General features: G+C 66.1%; 16 protein-coding genes and 2 pseudogenes. 17 read left to right on the top strand and 1 reads right to left on the bottom strand.

Translation table 11 applies throughout. The features are described 5' to 3' along the window. The 17 genes and pseudogenes from ABSG20_RS21025 to ABSG20_RS21105 form a co-directional block, all read left to right on the top strand. A pseudogene (locus ABSG20_RS21025) lies at positions 1-298 on the top strand (branched-chain amino acid ABC transporter permease); the annotation flags it as partial. Further along, entirely contained in the window at positions 291-1091 is an 801-nt protein-coding gene (locus tag ABSG20_RS21030; protein ID WP_423866436.1) for an ABC transporter ATP-binding protein, read from the top strand. The pseudogene ABSG20_RS21025 and the gene ABSG20_RS21030, both read left to right, overlap by 8 nt. Continuing rightward, positions 1084-3303, top strand: coding sequence for an ABC transporter permease (locus ABSG20_RS21035; protein WP_423866437.1), 2220 nt, complete (start codon positions 1084-1086; stop codon positions 3301-3303). The genes ABSG20_RS21030 and ABSG20_RS21035 overlap by 8 nt, the downstream gene beginning before the upstream one ends. 3 nt (positions 3304-3306) lie before the next feature. Beyond that, positions 3307-4140, top strand: coding sequence for a phosphoenolpyruvate hydrolase family protein (locus tag ABSG20_RS21040; RefSeq protein WP_423866438.1), 834 nt, complete (start codon positions 3307-3309; stop codon positions 4138-4140). Between the two features lie 25 nt (positions 4141-4165). After that, positions 4166-7060 (top strand): flotillin family protein, encoded by a 2895-nt coding sequence (locus ABSG20_RS21045; protein ID WP_423866439.1) that lies wholly within the window; start codon positions 4166-4168, stop codon positions 7058-7060. 9 nt (positions 7061-7069) lie between these two features. Further along, positions 7070-7507 carry an SRPBCC family protein gene (locus tag ABSG20_RS21050; protein ID WP_423866440.1) on the top strand — a complete coding sequence of 146 codons (438 nt, stop codon included), beginning with the start codon at positions 7070-7072 and terminating at the stop codon, positions 7505-7507. Between the two features lie 4 nt (positions 7508-7511). Then, a complete protein-coding gene (locus ABSG20_RS21055; protein WP_423866441.1) occupies positions 7512-7955 on the top strand; it encodes an SRPBCC family protein in 444 nt (147 codons plus the stop codon). A gap of 16 nt (positions 7956-7971) precedes the next feature. Beyond that, positions 7972-8689: pseudogene (locus ABSG20_RS21060) on the top strand (FAD binding domain-containing protein). A 21-nt stretch (positions 8690-8710) separates the two neighbouring features. Beyond that, positions 8711-9187 (top strand): (2Fe-2S)-binding protein, encoded by a 477-nt coding sequence (locus ABSG20_RS21065; protein WP_423866442.1) that lies wholly within the window; start codon positions 8711-8713, stop codon positions 9185-9187. A gap of 232 nt (positions 9188-9419) precedes the next feature. After that, entirely contained in the window at positions 9420-10997 is a 1578-nt protein-coding gene (locus tag ABSG20_RS21070) for a xanthine dehydrogenase family protein molybdopterin-binding subunit (RefSeq protein ID WP_423866443.1), read from the top strand. A 2-nt stretch (positions 10998-10999) separates the two neighbouring features. Then, positions 11000-12022 (top strand): xanthine dehydrogenase family protein molybdopterin-binding subunit, encoded by a 1023-nt coding sequence (locus ABSG20_RS21075; RefSeq protein WP_423866444.1) that lies wholly within the window; start codon positions 11000-11002, stop codon positions 12020-12022. Further along, positions 12022-12903 (top strand): AAA family ATPase, encoded by an 882-nt coding sequence (locus ABSG20_RS21080; protein WP_423866445.1) that lies wholly within the window; start codon positions 12022-12024, stop codon positions 12901-12903. The genes ABSG20_RS21075 and ABSG20_RS21080 overlap by 1 nt, the downstream gene beginning before the upstream one ends. Beyond that, the gene (locus ABSG20_RS21085) at positions 12900-14021 is read left to right on the top strand and encodes a vWA domain-containing protein (protein ID WP_423866446.1); all 1122 of its coding nucleotides are present in this window, start codon (positions 12900-12902) and stop codon (positions 14019-14021) included. The genes ABSG20_RS21080 and ABSG20_RS21085 overlap by 4 nt, the downstream gene beginning before the upstream one ends. After that, a complete protein-coding gene (locus ABSG20_RS21090; protein ID WP_423866447.1) occupies positions 14018-14905 on the top strand; it encodes an amidohydrolase family protein in 888 nt (295 codons plus the stop codon). The genes ABSG20_RS21085 and ABSG20_RS21090 overlap by 4 nt, the downstream gene beginning before the upstream one ends. Positions 14906-14943: 38 nt before the next feature. Continuing rightward, on the top strand, positions 14944-15792 hold the full coding sequence (locus ABSG20_RS21095; protein WP_423866448.1) for an MBL fold metallo-hydrolase: 849 nt from the start codon (positions 14944-14946) through the stop codon (positions 15790-15792). Positions 15793-15813: 21 nt separating this feature from the next. After that, entirely contained in the window at positions 15814-17385 is a 1572-nt protein-coding gene (locus ABSG20_RS21100) for an isochorismatase family protein (RefSeq protein WP_423866449.1), read from the top strand. Between the two features lie 34 nt (positions 17386-17419). Continuing rightward, positions 17420-18046 (top strand): FMN-dependent NADH-azoreductase, encoded by a 627-nt coding sequence (locus tag ABSG20_RS21105; protein WP_423866450.1) that lies wholly within the window; start codon positions 17420-17422, stop codon positions 18044-18046. Here the strand turns inward: ABSG20_RS21105 and ABSG20_RS21110 are convergent, their stop codons facing one another. Next, positions 18047-18247 (bottom strand): hypothetical protein, encoded by a 201-nt coding sequence (locus ABSG20_RS21110; RefSeq protein WP_423866451.1) that lies wholly within the window; start codon positions 18245-18247, stop codon positions 18047-18049. Positions 18248-18455 lie beyond the last annotated feature (208 nt).

The raw sequence follows: 18455 nt of genomic DNA on the forward strand, positions 1-18455 counted from the left end.
GCCGGGCTCGGTCGGGGTGGAGCGCGCGATCGACATTCTCATCATCGCCGTCGTCGGCGGCATCACGCGTCCGATCGGTCCCTTCATCGGCGCCCTGATCTTTGTCCTGCTGCGCACCTTCACGCTCGATTTTCTGGTCGCGATCGGGTTGGACGGTAATCGCTTCCGCCTGCTGATCGGTCTCGGCTTTCTGGTCATTGTGCTGTTCTCCCCGGACGGCATCGTCGGGCTTTGGGAGCGCTGGCGCCGCCGGGGCCATTCGTCGCCGGCGCAGCCGGGCGGAGGCCGCCATGGATAGCGTCGCGCATCGCCTTTCAGTTGTCGGCGCCGGCGCCGCGCTCGAATTGCGCGGCGTAACGCGACTTTTCGGTGCGCTGGCGGCGCTGACCGACGTCACGCTGACGGTGCGCCCCGGCGAGCGGCGCGCGGTGCTGGGCTCCAACGGCGCCGGCAAAACCACCCTCTTCAACTGCATCACCGGCGATTTCCCGCCGACCTCCGGCACGATCCGATTTTTCGGCGAGGACGTCACAAACTTTCCGCCCTTTGAGCGCATACGCCGCGGCCTTCGGCGGACCTATCAGATTTCCGCGCTGTTTCCGGGACTGACCGTTCACGACAACGTCTACCTTGCCTGCTGCGGCGTTTCGCGCAGCCGCTTTTCGCCGTTCCGGCCGCGCAGCAATGACGCGCTGATGCGATCGGCCGACGACCTGGTCCAGGCGGTGCACCTGACGGAGGTGAAAGAGCGCCGCGTCGCCGAACTCGCCTACGGTCAGCAGCGCCAGCTCGAAATAGCGCTCGCGCTCGCCGGGGCGCCGCGCTTCATCCTGTTCGACGAACCTGCCGCCGGTCTGTCGCCGACCGAGCGCGGCGAACTGGTGGAGATCCTGACCTCGCTGCCGAGCCATATCGGCTACATTATCATCGAGCACGACATGGACGTCGCGCTGCGCGTGGTCGAGAGCGTGACGATGATGCACAACGGCCGCATCTTCAAGGAAGGGTTGCCGCAGGAAATCGAGTCCGACCCCGAGGTTCAAGAGCTATATCTGGGTGGCGGCCATGATCTCGGAGGAAGATATGGCTGACGGGCGCCGCGCCGCACCTATTCTCGAGGTCCGGGGCCTCGACGTCTACTATGGTCGTTCGCACGCGCTGCAGGGCGTCGACCTTACGCTCGACGCCGGCGTTCTTTCGGTCATCGGTCGCAACGGCATGGGCAAGACGACGCTGTGCAAGACGATCATGGGGCTGGTGCGCGCCACCAGCGGCTCGGTCCGGATGGGCGGCGAGGACTTGTTGTCGTTGCAACCGGCGCGGATCGCGCGGCTTGGCGTTGGTTACGTGCCGCAAGGCCGGCGGCTGTGGCGCTCGCTGACCGTCGACGAGCACCTGCGCATGACCGGGGCCCTGCGGCGGGGTGCGTGGACCGTCGAGCGCATCTACGACACATTCCCGCGGCTCGCCGAGCGCAAGAGCAGCGGTGGCGGCCAGCTCTCCGGTGGCGAGCAGCAGATGCTGGCGATCGCACGCGCGTTGGTAACCAATCCGCGTCTGTTGATCATGGACGAGCCGACCGAAGGGCTGGCGCCTGTCATCGTCGCACAGGTCGAGGAGATGCTGGTGCGCCTCGGCGAGGAAGGCGACCTTTCGGTGCTCGTCATCGAGCAGAATATCGGGGTAGCGACGGCGGTCTCCAAGAACGTCGCGATCATGGTCAACGGCCGGATCAATCGCATCATCGAGTCCGCGCGTCTTGCCTCCGACCGCGATCTGCAACAGCGCCTGCTTGGTGTCGGACGTCATTCGGACGCCGCCTCTGCGATCGATGCGGAGATGAACGGCGACGTCGCGCCAGCCACTGCCACCCCGCGCGCGCCGAGCCTGGCGCCACAGCGCGTCTATATATCCAATCCGACGCCGCCGACCCGATGGTCGCAGCCGGTGCCGATCGCGCGCATCGAGGCCAGCGCGCGGACACTCTCGGCCGGCGTGTTGAGGCTCGAAGAGGCGGCGCGACCGCGACGCGACGCGGTCGCGGCGCGAAGCTCCGGAGCGCCGACCGTACTCGTCGCCGGCACGCTGGATACCAAGGGCGAGGAACTCAGATTCATCCGCGACATCGTTGCCGGCAGCGGGCTGCGGACGCGCCTGGTCGATGTCTCGACCGGCGGCAAGCCTTCGACCTGCGACGTCTCCGCCCACGAAATAGCGCTCAACCACCCGCGCGGCGGCAGCGCCGTGTTCGCACAGGATCGCGGTACCGCGGTGACGGCGATGGCCGAGGCCTTCGCCAACTGGCTGCGCCGCCAGACTGACATCGTCGGCGTGATTTCCGCCGGCGGGTCAGGCGGCGCCTCGCTGGTGGCGCCGGCGATGCGCGCGCTGCCGATCGGCGTGCCCAAGCTCATCATCTCCTCGGTTGCCTCGGGCGATGTCGGGCCCTATGTCGGCCCCGCCGACATCACCATGATGTATTCGGTAACCGATGTGCAGGGGCTGAACTCGATCTCCCGCCAGGTGCTCGCCAACGGCGCCAACGCGCTGGTCGGCATGGTGAAGGCACGGCTCGGCGAGCGCGCGGTGAACGCCCGCGAGGTGAGCGCCAATCTGCCGGCGGTCGGCCTGACGATGTTCGGCGTCACGACACCTGCCGTGCAGCAGATCGCGGCCGCGCTGCGCAGCGATTTTGAGTGTCTCGTCTTCCATGCCACCGGCGTCGGCGGCCGCTCGATGGAGAAGCTGGTCGATTCCGCTCTCCTGGCGGGGGTGATCGACCTGACGACCACGGAAGTCTGTGACCTCTTGATGGGCGGCGTGTTTCCGGCGACCGAGGATCGCTTCGGCGCCATCATTCGCACCCGCACGCCCTACGTCGGCTCGGTCGGCGCACTCGACATGGTCAATTTCGGAGCGCCCGACACCATCCCCGAGCGCTACCGCGGCCGCAAGCTGCACGTTCACAATCCGCAGGTCACGCTGATGCGCACGACCGCGGAAGAGAACGATCGCGTCGGCCACTGGATCGGCGAGCGCCTCAACGCGATGGACGGGCCGGTGCGTTTCTTTCTGCCTGAAATGGGCGTCTCCGCGCTCGACGCGCCGGGGCAACCCTTCTTCGACCTAGATGCCGATGCTGCGCTGTTCCGCGCGCTGGATCGGACGGTGCGCCAGACCAGCAACCGGCAGCTGATCCGGCTCAAGCGCAACATCAACGAACCGGAATTTGCGGCGGCGATCGTTGCCGCGTTCCGCTCCCTGATCGGACGCCCGGGCACGCGCCGAAGGGTGGCGAGGTGATCGATGACCCATTTTGAACGCGCCGATCTCCTCAAGAAATTCCGCGCCATGGCCGCCCGCGGCGAGCCGATCGTCGGGGGCGGCGCTGGAACCGGACTCTCGGCAAAATGCGAGGAAGCCGGCGGCATCGACCTCATCGTGATTTATAATTCGGGGCGCTACCGGATGGCCGGGCGAGGCTCGCTCGCGGGAATGATGCCTTACGGCGACGCCAACGCGATCGTTGTCGAAATGGCGGGCGAAGTCCTGCCCGTCATCAAGCATACGCCGGTGCTCGCGGGCGTCAACGGCACCGATCCTTTCCGCGACATGGATATTTTCCTCGATCAACTGAAGGCGCTCGGCTTTGCGGGGGTACAGAATTTTCCGACCGTCGGCCTGATCGACGGCGTGTTCCGCGCCAATCTCGAAGAGACCGGCATGTCCTACGCGCTCGAGGTCGAGATGATCGCCAAGGCGCGCGCCAGGAATATGCTGACGACGCCCTACGTCTTCAACGCGGCAGACGCCAGGGCGATGGCCATGGCCGGCGCAGACATCGTCGTCTGTCATCTCGGCCTGACCACCGGCGGGGCGATCGGCGCGCATACCGCGTTGAAACTTCAGGATTGTCCAGCCCGCATCGATGCCTGGGCGGCGGCGGCCCTGGCCATCAATCCCGATATTCTGGTACTGGCGCATGGCGGGCCGGTAGCCGAGCCGGCGGACGCCGCGTTCATCATGAAACACGCGCGCGCGTGTCACGGTTTCTATGGCGCCTCCTCGATGGAGCGGCTGCCAGTAGAGCGGGCGCTGACGGAACAGGTTCGAAAATTCAAGGCAATCGGCGCGGGTTGAGCGCCGGCTACGGGAGGTCGGGACCATGTCGGGGATTGTTGTTGGCCAATTGATCCTATGGCTGATCGTCGCGTTGATCGTGATCGTCGTGGCGGTCTACGTCGTGAACTGGCTCTACCACCGCTCGTCCAAGGAGGTGTCCTTTGTGCGAACCGGTTTCCTTGGCGAGCGGGTGGTGATCAACGGCGGCGCGTTCGTGCTGCCGTTCATTCACGACTTCACGCCGGTCAACATGAACGTGCTGCCGATGCCGATCATTCGCGCGAAGCAGGACGCCGTCATCACAAGGGATCGCATGCGCATTGACATCGAAGCCGACTTCTATGTCCGCGTGCAGCAGACGCGCGAGGCGGTCGCGATCGCCGCAGCGACACTCGGCCGCCGCACGCTGGAACCGGAACGGCTGCATGCGCTGCTCGCCGGCAAGTTCGTTTCCGCGATGCGCTCGGTCGCCTCGGAAATGACCATGGAGCAGATGCACGAAAAGCGCGGCGACTATGTCGCCCGGGTCAAGGCCGCGGCCGCCGAGGCGCTGGCCCAGAACGGCCTCGAGCTGGAATCGGTGGCGATCACCGACCTCGATCAGACCGACCTCGAATTCTTCAACCCGTCGAACCGCTTCGACGCCGAAGGCCTGACCCAGCTGATGGCGGACATCGAGGCCAAGCGCAAACTGCGCAACGACATCGAACAGGATTCGATGATCAAGATCCGCACCCGCAATCTGGAAGCCGAACGGCAGGCGCTCGATATCGAACGCGAGAGCGAGACCGCGCGGCTGGAGCAGGAACGCGATATCGAGGTGCGCCGGGCCTTGCAACGGACCGAGGTGGCGCGCGAGCGCGCATTGCGCGAGACCGAAGCCGAACAGGCGCAGATTTCGGCGCGCCAGACCATTGAAAAGGCGCGCATCGCCAACGAGCAGGCCATCGCCGAGGCGCGTATCGGCTCTGAGCGCGAAACCCGGCAGAAGGAAATCGAGCGCACCCAGGCGGTCGAGGAAAAGGAAATTTTGGCGCGCGAGGAGATTGAAAAGGCGCGTATTGCCAACCAGCGTTCGGTCGACACCGCCCGCATCGCCAGCGAACGCGAGGTGCGGCAAAAGGAGATCGAGCGCGCCCGCACGGTCGAGGAGGCCGAGATCCAGGCCCGCGAGTTCATCGAGAAAGCCCGCATCCAGCAGGACCGCGTCGTCACCGACGCCCGCATCGCCAACGAGGAGGAAACCCGCCGCCGCGAGATCGAACGCACCCGGACGATAGACGAAGCCGAGATCAGCGCCAGGGAAGCGACCGAGAAGGCGCGCATAGCCCAGACCACAATCGTCAACGCCGAACGGATCGCCTCCGACGAGCAGACCCGCTCGCTGGAGATCCAACAGGTCCGCGCGATCCAGGAAGCCGAGATCGCCGCGCAGCAAGCGGTGGAAGCCGCGCGCATTGCGCGCGAACGCGCCCTTGCCTCCAGCCGCATCGCCGCCGAAGAGAGTACCCGCAAACTGGAGATCGACCGCAATCAGGCGCTCGAGGTCGCCGGCATCGCGGCGCGCGAGGCCACCGAAGCCACCCGTATCGCGCAGGAGGAACGCATCCGCGCGCTCGAAATCGCCAGGCATCGCGCGGTCGAGGAAGCCGACATCGCCTCACGCGAGGCCATCGAGGCGGCGCGGATCGCCCAGGAAAAGAAAATCGCCCTCGCCCGCATTCTGAGCGACCAGGCGACCAAGCAGCAGGACATCGAACGCGCAAAGTCGATCGAGATGGCGGAACTGACGCGGCGCGACGCGATCGAGCGTCAGCGCATCGGCGTTGAACTGGCGCTCGAGGCCGAGCGCATCGCCTCCAGCAGGACGCGAGAGGTGCTCAACATCGAGCAGAAGCGAACGGTTGAAATCGCCGATGAGGACCGGGTCATCGCCCTGTCGGCGAAACGTTCCGAACGCATCGACGCCGACCGCCAGGTCCGGCAGGCGGAGATCGTCGCCGGTCGCGAGGTCGAGACCAGCGAAGTATCGAAGGAGCAGGCGCTCGAAGCGGCCCGGCTGGAGCGCCGGCGCGTCATCGAGCAGCTCGAAATCGCGCGCGTCCAGGCCTTGCAGGAAGCCGAGATTGCCGCCAACGAGGAAGTCCAGCGCGCGCGCATCGCCTCCGACCGCGGCCTCGACGAGGCCCGCATCGGGCGCGAACGGGAATTGCGCAAATTGGAGATCCATCGCGAGAAGGAGGTCGAGACCGTCTTGATGGAGAAGGCGATTGCGCTCTATCAGAAGTCGCTCGAACATTCGGCCGCGCAAGCCGAAGCCGAGAACGCCAAGGCGCGCGCCACCGAGGCGGCCGAACGCGTCATCACGGTGCGCGACAGCGAGATCGCCAAGCGGCGCAAGACGGTCGAAGTCCTTATCGCGGAGAAGGAAGCCGAGGAGAAGCGCATCGGCGCCGAGGCCGAACGCGTGCGCGCAGCCGTCGAAGCCGAGGCCCAGAAGCTGCTCAACGAGGCCGAGAACGTGCTCACCGACCAGGCGCGCTACTCGCTGTTCCGCCGCAAGCTGCTCGACCGCATCGAAGGCATCGTGCGCGAGAGCGTCAAGCCGATGGAGAAGATCGAGGGCATTCGCATCCTGCATGTCGACGGCCTGGCCGGCGGCAATGGCGGCAATGGCGGCGGCGGCGGACGCAGCGCCACCGACGAAGTGATCGATTCGGCCTTGCGCTACCGCGTTCAGGCGCCGCTGATCGATTCGATCCTCGCCGACATCGGCGTCGAGGGCGGCAGTCTCTCGAAGATGCCGGGCCTTATTCGCGAAGCCCGCGACATGCAGGGCATCCGCAAGGAGACCGCGCCGAAGAAAGAGAGCGAGGCCGACCCGGCTGCATCATCCCCAGGACAGGGACAATCTTCGCGCCCGGGCAAGAAGAGCTGAAGGTAGGCCATGGCTCGCGTCTATGTCTCGACCGTCGTCAACACCCGCAACGATCGGGTCTGGGCACGGCTGCGCGACTTCAACGGCCTGCCTAACTGGCACCCGGCGATCGCCGAGAGCCGCATCGAGGGCGGAGAGCCCGCGGACAAGATCGGCTGCGTGCGCGATTTCACCTTGCGCAACGGCGACCGCATCCGCGAAAAGCTGCTCGGCCTCTCCGACTTCGACATGTTCTGCACCTATTCCATCCTCGAATCGCCGATGGGCGTCGAAAACTACGTCGCGACCTTGCGCCTCACTCCGGTCACCGACGGCGACAAAACCTTCCTGGAATGGTCGGCCGAATTCGACTGCGCGCCGGAGCGCGAGGTCGAACTCATCAACACGATCGGGGCTGGCGTGTTTCAGGGCGGCTTCGATGCGCTCAAGCGCGTGTTCGGAGGCTGAAGCCGTGCCGCACATCGTCAAGAGCACTGTTCTCGACGCGCCGACCGGCGTGGTCTGGAACGTACTGCGCGACTTCAACGGCCATGACCGCTGGCATCCCGCGGTCGCGACCTCCACGATCGAGCGCGCCCAGGCCGCGGACCGCATCGGCTGCGTCCGCCGGTTCAAGCTGAAGGACGGCTCCGAGCTGCGCGAGCAATTGCTGGCGCTTTCCGATCTCGAACAAAGCTTCAGCTATTGCCTGCTCGATACGCCCATTCCGATGTTCAACTATGTCGCGCATGTGCGCTTGCTGCCGGTCACCGACGGTGACCGCACCTTCTGGCATTGGGAGTCGCGCTTTGCCGCGCGGCCCGCGGAGGCGGCGCAGCTCACCGAAATGGTCGGCGAACAGATCTATCAGGCCGGTTTCGAGGCGATCCGCCGGCATCTGCGGGAGGCCGCATGACTTTGGAGGAGAAATCATGCCGGTGACCGTGAAGACATTCGCAACCTCGGGAGAGGCCGCGACGGCGTTATCGTCGGAGCACGACGCGCGCTATCTCGGCGGCGGCACGCTGGTAATGCGCGCGCTGAACGAGGGCGACCTCTCGTTTTCGACGGTGGTGCGCGCGACCGACCGCGCTTTGACCCAGCTCGACTTCGCCAGCTCCCGGGTCAGGATCGGCGCCGGCGTCACCTTCGCGCGCGTTCTGGCCGAGCGCGAACTCGCCTTTCTCCACCCTGTCGCCGGATCGATCGGCGGGCCGGCCGTGCGCAATATGGGCACGATCGGTGGCAATTTGTTTGCGCCGACGCCGTTCGGTGATTTCACCGTGGCTCTGCTGGCGCTCGAGGCGACGGTCGCGGTACAGGGCGGCTATGGCGCGCGCGACGTGGCGATCGAGGAGTTCCTCGCCGGGCGGGATCGCCAGCGCGGCGCGCTCGTGCTCTCCGTCTCCGTCCAGCGTCCGTCCAGCGCGGAAGCGCATCGCACTCGGCGCGATGGCGGCGACGCCGGTTCGTGCCAGGGCGGCGGAGCGCGCGCTGGAAGGGCGCGTGCTCGACGCCTCAAGCGTCGCCGCCGCGGTGGCCGCCGCGGCGGAAGGGACGTCGCCGGTCGACGATTCGCTCGCCAGCGCCTGGTATCGGCGCGAGGTGGTCGGCGTCCATTTGCGCCGCCTCCTGACCGGCCAGCAATAAGCAAAGTTCAAGGAAAAATCGATGGCCAAGACCGCCCTGCAATTTCGTCATAACGGCCGCGACGTCGCGGTCTTCGTTGACGGCGGCGTCAATCTGCTCGCGACCCTGCGTGACATGGTCGGCGATATGACTCCGAAGTTCGGCTGCGGCCAGGGCGGTTGCGGCGCCTGCACAGTGCTGATCGACGGCGACGCGCATCTCGCCTGCCTGACACTGGCCGAGACCGTGGCAGGCCGTTCGGTGGAAACGCTTGCCGGCCTCAAGGACGGACCGCATTTGCATCCATTGCAACGCGCCTTCATGGAGCATTTCGCGGCCCAGTGCGGTTACTGCACGCCGGGCATGCTGATGGCGGCGAAGGCCCTGCTCGACCACAACCCCTCGCCTACCCGCGACGAGGTCGTCAATGCCATCAGTGGCAACATCTGCCGCTGCACCGGATACGAACCCATCATCAACGCCGTGCTCGCCGCCGCGGGCGGACGCGCGCGCGCCTAGAGGACCGGTTGCATGAAGCTATCAGTTCAGGCCACGAGCGTTGCCCTCTCACTCCCTCTCCCGCTCTTCGCGGGGGAGGGTGGGGTGGGGGCGCCACTCGGGGACTGCCGATGCGGCTTTCCCCCACCCCAACCCTCCCCCGCAAGAGCCCGCAAGAGCGGGAGAGGGAGCGCAGCATCGCGAACTGCGATAGGATTCGAACTTTGAGAACGCTGTACTAGAGGACCACGCCATGCTGGAACTTCGCAAAGACATTTTCGCCGACGAGCGTGACGACAATCTCAAGGAGATCGGCAAAGGCACCCAGCGCCAGGACATTCTGGGTCATGTCACCGGCACGTCCAGCTATTTCAACGACCACCAATTGCAGGGCATGCTGCATTTGAAGGTGCTGCGCAGCCCGCACGCGCACGCGCGCATCCGCCGCATCGAGACCGGCGAGGCCGAGCGCAGCCCCGGGATACGCCGAATCATTCGCGGCGCCGACGTGCCGCGTAACCTCAACACACTGCTCAGTCTGATCAATTTCGGCAAGGACGACGAGCCGACGCTCGCGGTCGACAAGGTGCGCTACAAGGGCGAGCCGGTGGTGGCTGTTGTCGCCGACAGCCACCGCGAGGCCTTCGAAGCTCTCGCAAAGATCCGCGTCGACTACGAGCCGCTGCCCGCGGTTTTCGACGTCGAGGAGGCGCTGAAAACAGGCGCGCCGGTGGTCAATGAAACCTATCCCAAGAACACGTTCACCTACCACGACATCTATGATCATCAGAAGCTGCGCTTCGGCGACGTCGAGCGCGCCCTTGCGGGGGCGGACCATGTGCTCGAGCAGCGCTACCAGATGTCGCCGATCGAGCACGCGCCGACCGAGACCAACGGCTCGATCGCAGCCCCCGACACCAACGGACGCTATGTGGTCTACACCTCGACCCAGGCACTGTTCTTTTCGCTCGACACCTGCGCCAAGATTCTTGATGTGCCCTCCAACACCTTTCATTTCATCGGCGGCACCGTCGGCGGCGGCTTCGGCGGCAAGGTCGATACCTTGACCGAGCCGCTTGCGATCCTCGGCGCGATGCTGACCGGCCGCCCCGTGCGCTACATTTTCGGCCGCGAGGAGGAGATGCAACATGGTCCGCCGCGCGGCGCCGAACGCATCTTTCTGAAGGACGGCGTCATGCGCGACGGCCGCATCGTCGCGCGCAGGGTGCGGGCCTATTTCGACAGCGGCGCCTATACCAGGTTGTCGAGCTACGCCGTGGTCAAATGCGCGGCGCATTTGCCCGGACCCTATACGATCCCGAACGTTTATGGCGACATCTATTGCGTCTTCACCAACCGCACGCCGGCGACGGCGATGCGTGGCTTCGGGGTCACCGCGATGGATTTCGCGATCGAATGCCAGATGGACAAGCTCGCTCATCTCGTTGGCATGGACCCGATGGAGTTCCGCATCCTCAACGCCTATCGCGACGGCGACATGAAGGCGCATCGGCGCGAGGCGAAGAACACCGCTTTGATCGAATGCGTGCAGGTCGCCGCCGAAAAGGCAAAATGGCCGCTGCGCGAGGAATTCAAGCGGATGTCCTCGCGCAAGGACGGCGGCGGCGCCCGGGCCGCGGTTGCCGCGACCGCGACCAACCAGACCGCGCCGGCGCGCCCCGCCGCGCAGCAGCGCACGACATACGATCGCACCCCGCCGCCGGCCGCCGCACCCGAGCCGCCGCACCCGGTTTCGCCGGCGCAAGCGCCGCAGCCCGCAGCGCATGGCGCGATCCGGTTCTCCTCCGTGTTTGGCTCGAGGAGGCGCTGACCATGGCCAGGCATCGCGGACGCGGCATCGCCTCGATCAATTATCCCATCGGCATGAATCTCGGCGGCGATCCGAGCCAGGCGCTGGTGCATTCCAATCCGAGCGGCAAGTTCACGGTGTCGCTGTCCTCGATCGATCTCGGTCAGGGCATGAAGTCGGTGACCCGTCAGATCTGCGCCGAGACGCTCGGCGTGCCGGTCGAGGACGTCTATGTCGATACTGCCGATTCCGACACCGGGCCGCACTGCATGGGCAGTTTTGCCTCACGCGGCACCCATCGGGTCGGCAACGCGGTGATGGCCGCGGCAAGGGAAGCGCGCGGGGTGATGATGGAGGCGGCGGCGGAGGAGCTTGAGGTCAATGCCGCCGACCTCGACACCGATGGCCGCGGCAATATTCACGTCAAGGGCGCGCCGCACCGATCGATCTCGACCCGGGACGTCGCGATCGCAGCGCAGTTCAAGCAGGGCAAGACCATCTCCGGACGCGGCATCTTCCTGGTGCCGCTCTCCGCCGTCGATCCCGAGACCGGCGAGATGTCGCCGGCGACCTGCTACGCGCACGCCTGCCTGGTCGCCGAGGTCGAGGTCGACGACGAGACCGGCGAAGTGGCAATGGTGCGCATGGACTCGGCCTACGAACTCGGGCGCGCGCTTAATCCCCGGCTCGTCGAACAGCAGCTCGTCGGCGGCGCATGGATGGGCATCAGTCACGCGCTCTACGAGACGACGGAACCCTACTATCCGGATCCCCGCCACGGGCCGCGCGACTTTGTCGAATATCTGATGCCGGGTCCCGGCGACATCTGCCCGCACGACATCGCGGTGCTGGAGCGTCCGGCGGCCGATGGTCCGTTCGGCGCCAAGGGCCCGGGCGAGATGTGCGCCAATCCGGTGATGCCGGCGGTCGCCAACGCGATTTTCAACGCGGTCGGCGTCCGCGTCGACGAACTGCCGATCACTCCGGAAAAAGTGCTGCGCGCGATCAAGGCCCAGGGTGGCGCGCGGCCGCAGGCGCGGCGCTGATGGCAGTTCGCGCAACCATTGGCGGTATCGGCAGCCCGGAGGCGTTGGAGAAGGCGCTGCGCGCAGCCTATTACCTCGCCGACGAAGGCATCGCGACCGCGGCCTATCTGGCGCTCGCGCTCGGCAAGCCGCTGCTGCTCGAAGGCGCTCCCGGCGTCGGCAAGACCGAAGCGGCGAAGGCGATCGCCGCGGTGCTTGGCCGTCGGCTCATTCGCTTGCAATGCTACGAGGGTATCGACGCTTCCGCTGCGCTGTACGAATGGAACTATCCGCGGCAGATGCTGGCCATCCGCCAGGCCGGCGATGCGACCATCGACATCTATGGTGAGACCTTCCTGATCGAGCGTCCGATGCTGGCTGCGCTGCGCGCCCCGGATGCAACCGTGCTGCTGATCGACGAGATCGATCGCTCCGACCAGGAGTTCGAGGCATTCCTGCTCGAGTTCCTCTCCGACTTCCAGATTTCGATCCCCGAGCGCGGCACCATCCGCTCTGCCGAGCGGCCGGTGGTGGTGCTCACCTCCAACCGCACGCGCGATCTGCACGAGGCCTTGCGTCGGCGCTGCGTCTATCACTGGATCGATTACCCGACGGCGGAGCGGGAGGCACAAATCATCATGCTGCGCGCCTCCAGCGTCGCCGTGTCGACCGCGCGCGCGGTTGTCGCCGCCGTCGGCAAACTAAGGCGCGAGCCATTGAGCAAGGCGCCCGGCGTCGCCGAAGCGGTCGACTGGGCCGAGGCGGCGACATTGCTCAACAAAGGCGGCGCACGCTGGCCGGACGCGTTCAAGCGCTCGATCGGGGTCGCGCTGAAAGACCAGGAAGATCTCGCCTTCATCTCCGGCCGGCTCGACGCACTGATCGCGGAGGCAGCAGCGTGAGCGAACTGACAAAACTGCCCCGCGCCGCGCGCGCCTTCGTTTCGTTCGTGGCGCTGCTGCGCGCCAACGGTTTTGCCATCGCGCCCGAGCAGACCACGGCGTTCCTCGCGGCGATCGGGCTGCTCGGTCCGCGGGCGCCAGAGGACATCAGGAAGGCAGGGCTCGCAACCCTGGCGCCTCCCCCGGAGCGGCGCGCGACCTACGATAGGCTGTTCCGAATTCACTTCCTCGGCGGCGAAGAGTTGCGGGACGACGAAAGTGAGGATGACGAGGTGGTGCGGCTGCAGGAAGAGGGGCGCGGCGACGACGAGCCGCCGCTTGCCGACCAAGCCAACGAGTCCGGCGCGATGGCGGTGCGCGCCGAAGCCCTGGCCGAGCGCCGTCTCATGCCGGGCGGAACAGACGACGCGCTACGCCGTCTCGCGCGTGAAGCCGAAAGGCGCCTGCCGCGCCGGCGCGGGCATCGGCGCATGCGCGCCCGGCGCGGCCCCTGGGCCGATCTGCGGCGAACCCTGCGCGAGGCCGCGCGCAACGACGGCGAGGTGATGCGACTGGGGCGGCTGAAGCGGCGCGAACGGCCACGCAAAATGCTGCTGCTGATCGACGTCTCCGGTTCGATGAAAGCACGCTCCGAGGACAATCTCCGGCTCGCGCACACGCTGGTGCAGGCGGCGCCGAATATCGAGGTCTTCACCTTCGGCACGCGCCTGACGCGGGTGACGCGCGCGCTGCGGCTCAAGCGCCGCGAGCAGGCGCTCGCGGCCGTAGCCCATCTGGTGAGCGACTGGGACGGCGGCACGCGCATCGGCGACGCGCTGCAGGCATTCCTCGCCGTACCGCGCTTTTCCAGCTACGCGCGCGGCGCCGCGGTTGCCATCCTGTCCGACGGGCTGGAGCGTGGCGATCTCGCGGCCTTGCGCGACGCGGTCGCAAAACTGTCGCGGCGCGCCTGGCATCTCAGTTGGCTGACGCCGCTCGCGGCCGGCCCTGGCTTCGTGCCGCAGACCGAGGCGCTGATCGCTGTCAGCCGCTTCGTCGACGATATGGTCGACGGCGGATCGAGCGCGGCAGTGGTCGCACATGTGCTTTCGCTCGGACAAAAAGGGAGAGCCGCGTGATCGGCATCGTCGACGCGCATCATCACATATGGCTGAAGGCCGATCTTCCTTGGCTGGTCGGGCCGATGCAGCCGCGCATATTCGGACCCTACGAGCCGATCCGTCGCGACTATCCGCTTGCCGAATACCTCGACGACATCGAAGGCTGCGGCGTGGTCAAGTCGGTCTATGTGCAGACCAATTGGGCGAACGCGCAGTTCGAGCAGGAGACGGACTGGGTGCAACGCACCTCCGACGAAACCGGCTGGCCGCATGCGATCGTCGCCTACGCGGATTTCAGCGCGGACGATGTACGTCCGCAGCTCGACCGGCTCAAGCGCTATCGGCTGGTGCGCGGTGTGCGCATGCAGCTGCACTGGCACGAGAACCCGCATTTTCGCTTCGCCGCGCGCGCCGACCTCTGCGCGGACCCTGTGATCCGCCGCAACGTCGCCCGGCTCGCCGACTACGGCTGGAGTTTCGAGCTGCAGGTGTTCGCGCCGCAGATGCCGGACGCGGCCGGCCTTGCGGGAGCCTGTCCTGATGTCACCTTCGTGCTGCAGCATGCTGGAATGCTGGAGGATCTCACCCCGGCCGGCCGCGCGGCATGGCGCGCCGGCATGGCGCGGCTGGCGGCGTGTCCGAACATCGTCACAAAACTCTCCGGGCTCGGCACCTTCATCCATCGCAACGACCCTGCGCACATCGCCCAAATCGTCGCCGAGACGATAGCGCTGTTCGGCCCCGATCGTTGCCTGTTCGGCTCGAACTTTCCGATCGAGAAGCTTTGGACCAGCTATCGCGACCTCGTCGGCGCCTATCTCGACGCTGTCAAATCGAACCCTGGTCATCGCGACGCGATCCTGCGCGATACCGCGATGCGGGTCTATCGTCTCGTGCCGTAGCGTTGCGTGGAAAAAGACGAAGGAAATCGGAGGTAAACATGGCGTTGGAAATCAAGATTCTGGACTATGGCGACATCGAACTGGAATCGAGTTTCCTGGTGCTCGGCCGCGACTGCGGGCGCACGCGCCGGGTGCTGACGCTGGGCTTTCTCATTGTCGGAGGCAGCTATCCGATCGTCGTCGATACCGGTTACCGCTCCAATGCGATCATGGAGACCCTGGGCATGCGTGGCCTGCAGTTCCACGAGAACATGATCGAGAACCAGCTCGCACGTCATGGCGTGCGCATGGGCGACGTCCGCTTCGTCTGCCACACCCATCTGCATATCGACCACGCCGGCAAGGACGACCTGTTTCCGATGAATACGACTGTCGTCGTCAACCGCAAGGAGCTCGAATATTCCGTCTCCGGCCTGATGCACCCGCAATACCCGGCGCCCGACATCAAGCATCTGATCGACCGACTGCATACCCGGAGCGCGCTGCGCTTCCTCGATCTCGAGATCACCGGCCCGGTGGAGCTGATCCCGGGCGTGTATTGCGAGGCGGCGAACGCCCACACCGAAGGGTCGATGAATCTGCACGTTCACACCGCCGAGGGCATCGCCACGATCTGCGGCGATGTGCTCTACGACATCAATGATCAACTCGTGGAACCCTTCCGGGAGATCCACGACGCCGAGCCGCGCACGACCGGCAACCACGGCACCTCGAAGCGTGCGGAAAAGGCGTCGATCAAGAAACTCGTCAACAACTCGCGCTTTCTGCTGCCGGTGCACGACCGGCCGTGCAAGATCGAAGCCGGCAATGTCGTCGGGCGGCTGCAGGACCAGGTGCCGGGTCCGATCGTTCAGTCGCTGCCCAAGCGCAGCTGGTTCCCGGCTTGAGCCGGGCGAAGGGAGCATCCTATGACCCACACCACGCTGCGCCCCGAATTCGAAACCCTGATCGATCCCTATGCGCCGGTCGGCCAGCTCGGTACCGGCTTCACCTTCACCGAGGGGCCGATCTGGCATCCGGTCGGTCACTATCTGTTGTTTTCGGATATGCCCGCCGACGTTCGCCGTCGCTGGGACGCTGCGCGGGGCGTCGCCGAGGTCAAGCGCCCGGCGAATAAATGCAACGGCATGACTTATGATGCCGAGCTGAACCTGATCGTCTGCGAGCACGCGACGTCATCGCTGATCCGCGAGCGCCCCGACGGCCGTCGCGAGGTGCTGGCCTCGCACTTCGAAAAGCAGGAGCTCAACAGCCCGAATGACGTCTGCGTGCATTCGAGCGGCGCGATCTATTTTTCCGACCCCTGGTACGGCCGCATGCCGGTTTTCGGCGTCGAGCGGCCGCGCCAGCTCGGCTTCCAGGGCGTCTATCGCGTGCCCACGGGCGGCGGCGCGCCACAGCTTTTGGTCGACCGCACCCTGTTCGACCAGCCGAACGGCCTCTGCTTCTCGCCGGACGAACGGCGGCTCTACGTCAACGACACCGTGCAGACGCTGATCCGGGTCTTCGACGTCGCCCCTGACGGTACCCTTGGCAACGCCCGCGTCTTCGCCAGCGGCATCCGCTCCGAACTCGAGCCCGGCGTGCCTGACGGCATGAAATGCGATCAGCACGGCAATATCTGGGTGACCGCGCCGGGCGGCATCTGGGTCTACGCGATGAACGGCGATCTCCTGGGCAAGGTACGCGTCCCCGAAAAGGTTGCCAATCTGAGCTGGGGCGGCACCGATTTCCGGACGCTGTTCATGACCGCGACGCACTCGGTCTACACGGTCACAACCAAGGTCGGGCCGCGCAGCGAGCCTTATATGACCGCCACGGGAGGCACGGCCGCCACGCCGTCTTCCGCGCCCGCGCCGCAGCTCAGGGCCGAGGCCCTGCAGCTCGATCCGAAGCGCTGCGCGCTGATCATCCAGGACCTGCAGAACGACGTCATCATGGAAGGTGGCGCCTTCGCAGGCTCGGGCGCGCCGGCCCATGCGCGCGCCCAGCGTGTCGTCGACAATGTGCGCCGGCTTGCCGATGCGGCGCGCGCACGCGGCGTCGTCGTGATCCATGTCTGGTTCATCGTCGAACCCGGCGCGCCGGGCCTGACGCTGAACGCGCCGCTGTTCGAGGGCCTGGTCGATGCCAATGCAATGGTGCGCGGTTCCTGGGGTGCTGCGCCGGTGGCGGGGCTCGAGCCTCGCGCGGGCGACTTCGTGGTCGAGAAGATGCGCATGAGCGCGTGGGAAGGCAGCCGGCTGGAAACCATCCTCAGGGCGACCGGCCGCGACATGCTGATCGACACCGGCGCCTGGACCAACATGTCGATCGAGCACACCGCGCGCACCGGCGCCGACAAGGGCTATTTCATGATCGTGCCCGAGGATTGCTGTTCGACCATGAACGCCGAGTGGCACAACGCCTCGATCAATTTCGCGATGCAGAACGTCGCCGTGGTCACCAACGCGGACGCCGTGATCAAGGCGATCGGGTGAGCGCGCAGAACCGCGCCAGGAAAGGCTAGCCGGAGTGCCCAAGCTCTTTCACCTGCGTTGCTCGCCCCGCGCGGCTTCCGAATCTTCTGAAGGCGCCGAGGCGTTCGTGACGCGGTTCCGGCAGGCGCGGCCGGACTGGGAAATTGACGTGATGGACATCTGGCGCGAAAGCCTGCCTGAATTTCAGGGCGATGTGCTCGAAGCCAAATACGCGCGGCTCGGCGGGCGCGAATTCAGCGACGCCCAGCGCAATGCATTCGCCGTGATCGAGCGCATGGCGATGCGGTTTGCGCTCGCCGACCGGGTACTGATTTCGACGCCGATGTGGAACTTCGGCATCCCCTACAAACTGAAGCAATGGTTCGATCTGATCGTCCAGCCCGGCCTCACCTTCCGCTTCGATCCGGCTCAGGGCTACTTTCCGCTCTTGAAGAACAGGCCCACGATCGTGATCCTGGCGAGCGGCGGCGATTTTGTCACCGGCATGAACCGTGGCCGCATCGACATGGCGAGCCCCTATTTGCGCGAGATATTACGCTTCATCGGCATCAGCGATGTTCGTTTCGCGCTGGTTGGACCGACCGCCGGCCCGGCCGAGCCGGCCCGCCTCGCCCGCGAGGCCGCGCACCGCCTATTGGCCGAGATGGCGGCGGGGTTCTGATCAGACCCCGCGCAACAACGTTCCGGCCAGCAGGACCGCGTAGGCGATCAGCAGCACCACAAAGGCGCTGACGCCGTGCAGATCGACGACGTGACCATAGGCGATGAGAAGGGCGAGCAGCGCGAGCAGGAGCGAGACGGCAAAGGTCAGGGTCCTGGGAGCGGTCAGATAGAAACGCCTGATCGGTCTCGTATACGGCATTGATATCTCCCGTCGCCATCGGCTGCGTCAAGAACATCCCCGGCGACGGTTTGTTCCGCGGAGTACGCCCGTAGCTTTGGAATACTGCACGGTCCGCCGCTGCCAGCCTCGGGAGCTCGATGGAGAAATCCTGCCCCGGGCTGGTCTCGGCACGTTGCCGCGCAACCGGCCTCGTGCTTGCCGGCATGGTCGGGTCGTTGGCGTTTTA

This window comes from Bradyrhizobium sp., assembly GCF_049512235.1.
Classification (GTDB): Bacteria; Pseudomonadota; Alphaproteobacteria; order Rhizobiales; family Xanthobacteraceae; genus Bradyrhizobium.

Coding starts and splice junctions, on each gene's coding strand:
- ABSG20_RS21030 (WP_423866436.1), top strand. CDS start 291: ATGGATAGCGTCGCGCATCGCCTTTCAGTTGTCGGCGCCGGCGCCGCG.
- ABSG20_RS21035 (WP_423866437.1), top strand. CDS start 1,084: ATGGCTGACGGGCGCCGCGCCGCACCTATTCTCGAGGTCCGGGGCCTC.
- ABSG20_RS21040 (WP_423866438.1), top strand. CDS start 3,307: ATGACCCATTTTGAACGCGCCGATCTCCTCAAGAAATTCCGCGCCATG.
- ABSG20_RS21045 (WP_423866439.1), top strand. CDS start 4,166: ATGTCGGGGATTGTTGTTGGCCAATTGATCCTATGGCTGATCGTCGCG.
- ABSG20_RS21050 (WP_423866440.1), top strand. CDS start 7,070: ATGGCTCGCGTCTATGTCTCGACCGTCGTCAACACCCGCAACGATCGG.
- ABSG20_RS21065 (WP_423866442.1), top strand. CDS start 8,711: ATGGCCAAGACCGCCCTGCAATTTCGTCATAACGGCCGCGACGTCGCG.
- ABSG20_RS21070 (WP_423866443.1), top strand. CDS start 9,420: ATGCTGGAACTTCGCAAAGACATTTTCGCCGACGAGCGTGACGACAAT.
- ABSG20_RS21075 (WP_423866444.1), top strand. CDS start 11,000: ATGGCCAGGCATCGCGGACGCGGCATCGCCTCGATCAATTATCCCATC.
- ABSG20_RS21080 (WP_423866445.1), top strand. CDS start 12,022: ATGGCAGTTCGCGCAACCATTGGCGGTATCGGCAGCCCGGAGGCGTTG.
- ABSG20_RS21095 (WP_423866448.1), top strand. CDS start 14,944: ATGGCGTTGGAAATCAAGATTCTGGACTATGGCGACATCGAACTGGAA.
- ABSG20_RS21100 (WP_423866449.1), top strand. CDS start 15,814: ATGACCCACACCACGCTGCGCCCCGAATTCGAAACCCTGATCGATCCC.
- ABSG20_RS21110 (WP_423866451.1), bottom strand. CDS start 18,247: ATGCCGTATACGAGACCGATCAGGCGTTTCTATCTGACCGCTCCCAGG.